The organism is Campylobacter parajejuni, assembly GCF_046764905.1.
Lineage (GTDB): Bacteria > Campylobacterota > Campylobacteria > Campylobacterales > Campylobacteraceae > Campylobacter_D.
Window position 1 is genome coordinate 1 of sequence record NZ_JBKORB010000015.1, and the last position, 9823, is coordinate 9823.

Here is a 9823-nt window from a genome sequence, read left to right on the forward strand (position 1 = left end):
ATCCAAAATAGGCTTTTTGCGGTAATAAGGATTTAAAAATTCTTTTTCATTTAGAGTTTGAAATTTCATACTTAACCTTTAATTAATATAGAGTAATTTTAGCAAAATATACCAAGTTTGGTATAAAAATTTAAAAGTTACCATTTGTAAATTTATAAAAATATATTTATACAAAATGGGAAAATTTGATACAAAATACTACAATTTTAAATATATTTTTCAAAATATATAAATTTTTAACTTTATAAATATCCTTATTTTTGTTACAATAATTCTATAATATCATTCAAAAGGAGTAAAATGCGTTATTTAGCTATATTCGCGATTTCAATCACGCTTAGTTTTGGTGCGGCTAATCCACCTATACAAGATAAAACAGGAACAGGACTTGTCCTATCAAGCCACGAACTTGCCAATAAAATAGGCAAAGAGGTTCTTGATAAGGGCGGAAACGCCATAGATGCGGCCGTGGCTGTAGGCTATGCTTTGGCTGTGGTGCATCCTGCGGCTGGAAATATAGGCGGGGGTGGTTTTGCTGTCATTCACTTAGCAAATGGAGAAAATACCACGCTTGATTTTAGGGAAATGGCACCTTTAAAAGCAAGTAGAAATATGTATCTTGATAGCAAAGGAGAAGTTATCAAAGATGCTTCAACCATAGGCTATTTATCTGCTGGGGTGCCCGGAACCGTTAAGGGTATGAGTGCTATGCTTGAACGCTATGGCACTATGAAATTAAAAGACTTGATGGAACCTGCTATAAAACTAGCCGAAAAAGGTTATCTTATCAACGATAGACAAGAACAAACTATGCTAGAAGCTAAGGATATGTTTAAAGAATTTCCAAGTTCTAGCAAATATTTCCTTAAAAAAGATGGTAGCACTTATAAAAGTGGGGATTTGTTTGTTCAAAAAGATTTAGCAAAAACTTTAAAACTCATTGCCAAAGAAGGTCCTGATGCTTTTTATAAGGGCAAAATCGCTGATTTAATAGAGTCTGATATGGCTAAAAACAAAGGTATCATCACTAAAGAAGATTTAGCACAATATGAAGCCATTTGGAGAGAGCCTGTCAAAGGCACTTATAGGGGTTATGACATCATTTCTATGTCTCCACCTAGCAGCGGGGGAACTCACATCATACAAATTTTAAACATTATGGAAAATGCCAACATAGAAAATTTAGGCTTTGCAAGCTCTAAAACCCTACACATAATGGCAGAAGCTATGCGTCAAGCTTATGCAGATAGGTCTGAATATATGGGCGACCCTGACTTTGTAAAAGTTCCACTTGATAAGCTTACAGACAAAAAATATGCCAAAGAAATTTATGCCAAAATTCCAAAAGATAAAGCCTTGCCAAGCTCAAAAGTAAAGCCGGGTTTAGGACAAATCCATGAAGGACACAACACAACTCATTATTCTGTGCTAGATGGCAAAGGCAATGCAGTAAGCATTACTTACACAATCAATGCAAGCTATGGCTCAGGTGCTGCTGTTGAAGGAGCAGGGTTTTTACTCAATGATGAAATGGATGATTTTTCAATCAAACCGGGAGTTCCAAATTTATACGGACTTGTGGGCGGAGAAGCTAACGCCATAGAGCCTAAAAAAAGACCATTAAGTTCTATGAGTCCAACCATTATACTTAAAGATGGAAAAGTATTTATGGTAGTGGGTAGTCCGGGGGGTTCTAGAATTATCACAACCGTTTTACAAGTGATTTCCAATGTAATTGACCATAAAATGGATATTGCAACTGCGGTAGAATCTCCAAGATTTCATATGCAATGGTTGCCTGATGAGCTTAGAACTGAACCTTTTGGAATCATTAAAGATGTGCAAAACAATCTTGAAAAAATGGGTTATAAAATCACTAAAGAACCTTATATGGGCGATGTAAATGCTATTATGATTGATAAGGAAACGGGCAAAATCGTAGGCTCTATGGATACAAGAAAAGAATTTTAACTTTTTCCCTTGAAATTTTCAAGGGAAACTCATATAGGATTTTTTAATTTTCTTTTAAAAAACGCTCCTACAATCAAAATCATCGTAAAAGCAACAAAAAAATATAAAAATTTTGGCACAGGCACAGGATCTCCCGCAGCATAAGAATGCAGTCCTGAAAGATAAAAATTTACTCCAAAATAAGTCATCAAAATAGAATAAAACCCTATAACACTTGCACTTGCAAAAACATAAGGATTGTTAAATTTAGGGATAAATCTAAGATGTAAAATCATAGTATAAACAATAATAGAAATCAAAGCCCAAGTTTCTTTAGAGTCCCAGCCCCAATATCTTCCCCAACTTTCATTTGCCCAAACACCCCCTAAAAAATTCCCTATCGTTAGTAAAGCAAGCCCCAATATCATAGCCATTTCATTGATACAATGTAAATTTAAAATACTTTGATCTATTTGGGCTTTTTTTGGATTTCTTAACATAAACAAAATCAAGCTAAACACTCCAAGCAAAAAACAAAGCCCTAAAAATCCGTAGCTTGCGGTAATGATAGACACATGGATATTAAGCCAATAAGATTTTAAAACAGGCACAAGATTTGTAATCTGTGGGTCCATAAAGCCAAGATGTGCTACAAAAAGAGAAATTCCGGCCATAATACTTGCGGTGCAAAGTGCTAAAGAGGATTTTTTATAAAAAATAAGTCCTGCAAAAGCACAAGCAAAAGCTATATAAACCATACTTTCATAAGCATTACTCCAAGGAGCATGTTCTCCTACATACCAACGAAAGATTAAAGCTAAAGCGTGAGCTAAAACACTTAAGGCAATGAGAATAAAAATGCCATTTTTAAGTGCTTTTGGTGCTTTTTTAAGACTTAAAATTTCATAGATTAATAAGATAAAAAGCACACTACCTAGCAAAAGATAGATTGGAGTGAGATTGTCAAAAATATTATAGTGATTTAAAAAAAGCTCTAAAGAAATTTGAGTAGGTGCGGGAATGAGATTTGCCCCATAAAAATTTTGGAAATTTTTAAGCCTTTCTAAGCTCTCATCGGTCTTAGAAAAATCTTTGGTGCTAAGAGCTTGTTCAAAATCAAAAAAATATTTTGCCAACAAACCTTGCATATTTTCTATATCCTTTAAATCAAAAGGCATAGGTGTAGCAGGAGAATACCAAGTATCAGTTTTTTGACTTGGGTCAGGAAATATTCTAAAAATTTCTCCACTATAAATATAAAAAGCGGTGTTGATTTTCTCATCAAGAGCTAAAACATCTTTATCAAACTGATCTCTTAAAGCGGGTTTTTTGCGGTTTGCTTCTTCGATATAATTTGAAAGTTTGTAAAAATCTCCATCAAAAACATCATCATAAGCGAGATATTTTTCATTTTTATCCACACCTAAAATTTCTTTTAGCTTTGCCGTTTTTACGCTAATCATTTTTACCTGTCTAAAATGCTGCGGATACATCATCATTCCAAGAAAAATTTGATTATAGTTTAAACCTAAAAAATCATTTTTTTTGGTAATTTTATGGATATAATTCATCGCTAAAGTATCGATAGGTTTTACCCTGCCATCAAAATCTTGCACAAGCAAAGTCCCAAAAAGCATAGAATGTTTTGCGGAATTATCTTTGATATTTTGTATCAGTTTTAAAGTATTTTCATCGGCAAAACCTTTAACGTGCAGGGTGAAAAGGCAAAAGATAATAAGCAAAAAATTCTTTTGATTTTTAAGATAATTTGACAATTTTTGAAATCTTGAATTTTTTGCAAACAAAACCCACAAAAAGCCAAAAGTAAGTAAAGTATAGCCTATATAAGTAGGAATTTTTCCGGGGTCTTTATTTACAGAAAGTATAGTGCCTTGCTCATCTTGGTCATAAGAGCTTTGAAAAAATCTATACCCACCATAATCTAAAACATTATTCATAAAAATTTTATACTCAAAACTTTTATCTTGGTCAATCACTTCAATATCCGAAGCGTAAGAAGAAGGACTCATAGAGCCTGAATAACGATCTAGGATAAAATCTTTTAAGGCTAAAGAGAAAGGGAGTTTAATCTCTTCAGGCCCCCAATTTAAAGCAAAAATTTCACCACCCAATCTAAAAGGCAAAACATTATCATTGTTGTAATTTGGAGTGAGTAAAATTTCCTTGCTTTCATTGTTAAAAGAAATTTGCACTTTAATGATAGGATTACTCATAGCATTAGGAGCTTTTTCATAATCAAGCAATTTTAAATCAATAGTTTTATTTGACAAAGAAACTTTTTTCTCAAAATCATTATGAAGCAAGGGGTTAAAAGCCACTCCAAAGGATTGATATCCTACAACCTTACCTTCATCATTATAAATCATTAAAGCTATAAATTCATCTCTTGTAACGATAGTATTAGAGCTTTGTCCTTCTCTAATATGCATACCCCCTTCTACCCCAAAATAACGCGTAATACCTGCCCCAAGCAAGATAATTATAAAAGCACTATGCAAAAGCAAAGCAGCGTATTTTTTTCTTTGAAAAAGCTTGTGTATAAAGATAATGCCTATAAGATTGACTAAAAGTAAAAGGTGTAATACATCAAACCATAAAGCATCATAAACTAAGGCTTTAGCAGCACTAGTGCCAAAATCATTTTCGACAAAAGTTGCCACTGCACAAGAAAAAGCATAGATAAAAAGCAAAACAAGGCTCATCCAAAATGAAAAAAATATCTTTTTAAACATTTTTTTCCTTATAAGCTAGAAAAAGTTTTTTAAAAAGCTCATCTTGACCTAGTGCTTGATTTTTTTCATCTTTTAAAATTTCCATAGTCAAAACAAGACGCTTAGCACTCATAAAACCGGGATAAATAAGCAAGGTTTTATGTTCAGGTGTGAAAAAAACTAAAGTGGGCGTAGCGTCTATGTTAAATTCTTTAGAAAGCTCCTCTGTGCTTATTTTTTTGTTGTTGTAATTATGAATTTTATGATAACTTGTATTGATATAATAAGAGTTGTATTCGTTTTTTAATATATTGTGAATTTTTTTGTCATTTTGAATTTCGCGTTTTAATTTATCACAATAAATGCAATTATTCGCACTAAAAACAATCAACACAGGTTTTTTTGAAAAAACAATGTTTTGATTGTCCTTAAAAAATTCTGCGATTTCTTTATAAGAATTTAAATCCAAGCTGCTAGAGTCTTGCTTGTATTTTTCCGTAGTTTGCGTTCCTTTAGAAAGTATATTTGCGTCTATTTTTTCATCATTACAAGCACAAAATAATAATACCGCAAATCCCAAAATCAGTTTTTTTAACATCTAATCCTTTCTTTATCAATTGTCTAGAAAAATCTAGACAATTGTCATTTTAACAAATCCACTATAAAAGCATAAATCATTAAGAATAAAAAGACCATTCCTGTGATTAGCATTAAATAACCCGCTAATTTTGCTATGCCCTTATAAGAATCAAATTTAGAGTTTTTTTCATATAAACTTTCAAGTTTTCCACTTTCTTTTAGGCGTTGATAATACGCACTTCTTTCTTGCTTGATTTCAGTCTCGCTTTGAGTTCCTGAGAAAATAACCATATCCATAGGAAAACGATCCGCTCTAAAATGGGTGTTGAAGAAGTGGATTGCAAAGATAAATCCTGTTGCAAGTAAAGCTTCATCGGAATGCACCAAAGAACAAAGATTAATCATCCAGCCCGGTAAAAAGGTGCTAAAGAAAGTAGGGAACCATAAAACTAGTCCTGAAAGTCCTATAACAAACATACCCCAAAATACCGCTAGATAATCAAATTTTTCCCAATAAGTCCAGCGGTCAAATTGTGGCCTTTCACCCATACCAAAGAACCATTTAAAATGTGCTTTCATATCTTTAAAATCTTGCCAATTCGGCATCAAAGAATCCGGTCCAAAAAGGGCTCTTAAAATTTTCATTTTGTCAAGTTTGCCTGTTTGTGAATCACGCACCAAATCTCTTCTTTTCCAATTTACAAGTATGATTTCTCCAATATGAGAGAAAAATACCGCAAACATAATAATAGCACTAATGTGATGCACCACAGTTGCACCGATTGGTCCACCCATAAGATTTATCATAGTTTGTGCCCAAGGAGCAGAATAAAATTTCTGAGGCAAACCTGAGAAAGCTAGCCCTAAGAAACTTGCCGCCATAAAGAAATGCTGAATTTTATGGAAGGTTGAAAAACGCTTGATTAAAACCTTGTCATTGTGTGCATTTTCTTTTGCTTTTTTCCATTCTACAGGATGTGAAAGTCTTGCTAAAATCAGTCTTATACTCCAAAGTAAAGTATGCAAACCAAAAAATACAAAAACTCCTATAACTAAAGCGGTCATAAAAATATAAGCACCGTGAAGTAAAGGATAGTTTTCTCCATCACTATGGTCAGCATGTGCAATAAAATTTGCGAAATTTTCATTGGAATTTGGATGACATTGCGCACAAGTTTGAACACGATTTAAAGACGATAAAGTTGAGTTTAAATCTTCCACTTTTAAAATATTATGCTTACCATGACAATCATAACAAGCTGCTATTTTAGGCGCACTACCCGGGCTATTTAATACCATAGCCTTACCATGAAAAGTATCGTGATAGCGGTCTTGCTTATCTTGATGACACTCCCCGCATTTAAAATCACTTCTTTGCTTTAAGGTCATTGCATTCATTAATGGATCATTATTGTGGATATTATGACAAGTGGTGCAAGTTGGAATTTTTTTCTTTTTTCCATCTTTATCAAGTTGTATTTGGCTGATATTTTGATGAATACTATGTTTAAATTCCTTACTTACATCTTTATGGCAACTTGCGCAGTTTTGATTAATAAGTTCTAAACTTGCAGCATTATTATAGCGAATGGATTTTTTATCTTCGCCTTTTCCGTGACAATCCCTGCAACTTGGAACATCCCCAAAATACAATCTTGAATGGATACTATCTTTAAAATTATCCAAATTTTTAGCGTCTTGCCATTTTTCTATTTGTTCTTTTTGAACTTTTCTTCCAGAAAGTATCCAAGATTCTATACCATCTAACATAACATAAACATGGGTATAGCCTAGTTTTTGGCTCAAATTTGCAAGATTAGAAGCATCGAAAGTAAAGCGATTAGAACCATAAAAAATCAAAGTAGCATTAAAATCATCTGGCAATAAATTTTGCCAATTTTGTGCATCAACTAAAATAGCATCGGGTATATTACCCGCGACTTCTCTTTCTTCTTTGGAATTAACATCTATAAAATATACATTTTTTTGTCCTAAAAGCTTTTCAGCATCTTTCATACTAATAGGAACCACACCTTCTACTATACCGATTTGAATTTTCCCATCAGCATACAAGGAAGGATTTAAAAAACAAAAAAGAGCAAGTAATATGAGTTTTACTAAACTTTGTTTCAAAATTTACTCCTTAAACTCGCCCAAAAAATGGGCGAAAAATTATTTTAAAATATTTTTAGCTTCTTGTATATAAACCAAAGCTTCATCAACTATTTTTTTAGAGTAAATAGGACCATGAACACCCCAAGAGCCGTCTTTTTGTAATTTTTCTGCAATGTCTCTTGCTTGATTTGCTAAAGTAATAACACGAGATTTTTTCTCTACAGAAAGTTTAGGATTTTCAGCCATAGCTTTATCAATTTCTTTTACGCCTTTAAGAATATTTTCATAGCCATCTTTAACAGGTTTTTGCCAACCTACAACAATATCATAGATGGTTTCTTGGTCTGTAAAATGAAGTTTCTTAGGTAAATTTGACTGCACTGCACTATGACATCCACTTGCACCCGGCCCCATTAAATTTGGATCACTAAAGCTTGTGCGTCCGCAAGCCCACATAAGATCAAGAAAAAATCTTCCATCGTCATCTCTAGCTATGGTCCATCCCGGAGTTTTTGGAGATCTTTCTTTGCCTTCTGGTGGATTAAGAGTTTTTGCTGTTTTATCCACTTTTATTTTCCAAATATGAGAAGCTCTAACATTATCAAATCCACCTTTATCAGGGTTTTGAACTGCACCAAAATTTTCACAACTCATCATATTTGGCATATGACAAGCGGTGCAATTGTCTTTAGAGTGAATTCCACCTTGTTTAAAGAAACTCGCCTGCGTATCGTGGCAATCTGTGCAAGTTTTTTTAAGCCCTACTTTAGTATAACCTTCTTTCCAATCATTAAAAGTAACTTCGTGTGGATCGTGGCAAGTTGCACATCTCATACCCTTATCATAATGTGCGGAACTATACATTTGCGCCCCTTCGGTTCCACAAGAAGGACAACTAGATTTAAAAAATGCGTTGAATGGTTTTCTAGGATTTTTCTTAGCATCTTCTTCATTATAAGAAAATCTCTGATGACATCTTTCGCAGTTTGATGGCATACCTGCCCCTCTAGCACCATAAAGATGAGCACCCGCACCATGACATTCTTCACAAGAAATACCTTTTGAAATTGTATGTTTTCTAAGTTCTTGAGTATTTCCTAAAGCCTTATAAAATTCTTCTTTGCTTTTAAAATCAAATTTAAAACTATGACAGGTTTCACAATAAGAACTTGCAGGCTGAAAAAGCATACTTTCACGATATTTTGCCGCGTAAGAATTAGTCCCCCAAACTTGTGAGCCATTACCTCCAAATTGCTCCATAGTAGTAGGAAATCCCGGAGAAAATTCTGCTATCTTTTTAGTCATTTCAGGGGTTAAAAACTCACTCCAAAGTCTTGAGAATTGATTGCCTCCAGCTACAATTTTTCCAGTCATATTGCTAAGATTTCCATCTTCAACATGATAGGTTCCACGAACCAACCATCTATCGATGAAACCATATTTTGTTCTAGGTGTTCCAATTACAGCATACACATCATCAGGATAAATTCCATCTGGTAAAATGGTGGATTGTGAGTTATACATAGGTTTTTTTAAATCGTTTCCTACTTCTTCAAACTCATCAGGAAAACGAACAGTTTTAGCATGACGCGATCTCTCCCAAGCTTTGTATTGTGCAGGGTGGCATTCACCACATTTTTTTGGACCTACAAATTTGTTTGGAAAATCCAAAAAAGATTCCATTCCTAAGCGGTAAGTTACTGAAGTATGGGCTAGATTATTTTGCTCTGCAAAAGTAGGACCATTGGAAAATTCCACATATTCTTCCTCTCTATCGCTAATAGCATATTTACCTACTATACGCCCTTCTTTTTCATATTTAAACATAGGATGATGCTCTTTTAAATATTTAAAAAACGCATCCTCTTGATGCACATAACCTTCAAGAGTTCTTGGTTTCGTATCACCATCTTGTGCGGCTTGTCCTTGAATAAGAACGTTTGAATTTTCCGCACCGTTTATACTCAAAACAAACCCCATCCCGAGTAATAAGGCTAAAACTGGCCCCTTAGAAATGAACTTTTTCATAAGATACACCTTATAAATCAATTTTTAAGCTAATATAATTAACAAAAAATAAATTGTTTAAGATATAAATTATCTTATTTAAATAATATTAACTTTTATGTATTAATTTTATGTAAATAAAACTTAATAATTGATAAAATTAATAATTTCATCGTAAATTTCCATATTGATTTCTATTTTTTATTTAAAAATTTATCAATGAAGCAAGTAGTTAATCGGATAAACATTTTTTAAAAGAACCAAATTTATATAATTAATATATAAATTTTTTATAATTCAACCTACAAAAACAATAACACTAAAAATATATAAAACTTAACTAAAAAACCTTAAAAAACAAACAATAAAGCTAAACAAGAAAAGCATTGAAGAAGTTTATCAAGAATAAAAAAGATAAATACTAACAAGTCCGCAATGAG

5 protein-coding genes are annotated in these 9823 nt (G+C 33.0%); 1 reads left to right on the top strand and 4 read right to left on the bottom strand.

Annotated features, from left to right (window positions below):
- The first annotated feature begins 300 nt into the window (after positions 1–300).
- Complete coding sequence (gene ggt, locus ACLL8X_RS09080) at positions 301–1971, top strand: gamma-glutamyltransferase (RefSeq protein ID WP_411990603.1); 1671 nt, start codon at positions 301–303, stop codon at positions 1969–1971.
- Between the two features lie 29 nt (positions 1972–2000).
- On the opposite strand, the gene ACLL8X_RS09085 is transcribed toward ggt, so the two are convergent.
- The 4 genes from ACLL8X_RS09085 to ACLL8X_RS09100 are packed head-to-tail and all read right to left on the bottom strand — an operon-like array spanning position 2001 to position 9404.
- A complete protein-coding gene (locus ACLL8X_RS09085; RefSeq protein ID WP_411990604.1) occupies positions 2001–4703 on the bottom strand; it encodes a cytochrome c biogenesis protein CcsA in 2703 nt (900 codons plus the stop codon).
- Positions 4696–5280 (bottom strand): SoxW family protein, encoded by a 585-nt coding sequence (locus ACLL8X_RS09090; protein ID WP_411990605.1) that lies wholly within the window; start codon positions 5278–5280, stop codon positions 4696–4698. The genes ACLL8X_RS09085 and ACLL8X_RS09090 overlap by 8 nt, the downstream gene beginning before the upstream one ends.
- Positions 5281–5324: 44 nt before the next feature.
- Positions 5325–7394 (bottom strand): rhodanese-like domain-containing protein, encoded by a 2070-nt coding sequence (locus ACLL8X_RS09095; protein ID WP_411990606.1) that lies wholly within the window; start codon positions 7392–7394, stop codon positions 5325–5327.
- Between the two features lie 39 nt (positions 7395–7433).
- Complete coding sequence (locus tag ACLL8X_RS09100; RefSeq protein WP_411990607.1) at positions 7434–9404, bottom strand: cytochrome c3 family protein; 1971 nt, start codon at positions 9402–9404, stop codon at positions 7434–7436.
- Positions 9405–9823 lie beyond the last annotated feature (419 nt).

What these genes read in the sequence shown, in the direction of transcription:
- ACLL8X_RS09100 (WP_411990607.1), bottom strand. Translation starts at nt 9,404, where the DNA reads ATGAAAAAGTTCATTTCTAAGGGGCCAGTTTTAGCCTTATTACTCGGG.
- ACLL8X_RS09090 (WP_411990605.1), bottom strand. Translation starts at nt 5,280, where the DNA reads ATGTTAAAAAAACTGATTTTGGGATTTGCGGTATTATTATTTTGTGCT.
- ggt (WP_411990603.1), top strand. Translation starts at nt 301, where the DNA reads ATGCGTTATTTAGCTATATTCGCGATTTCAATCACGCTTAGTTTTGGT.
- ACLL8X_RS09085 (WP_411990604.1), bottom strand. Translation starts at nt 4,703, where the DNA reads ATGTTTAAAAAGATATTTTTTTCATTTTGGATGAGCCTTGTTTTGCTT.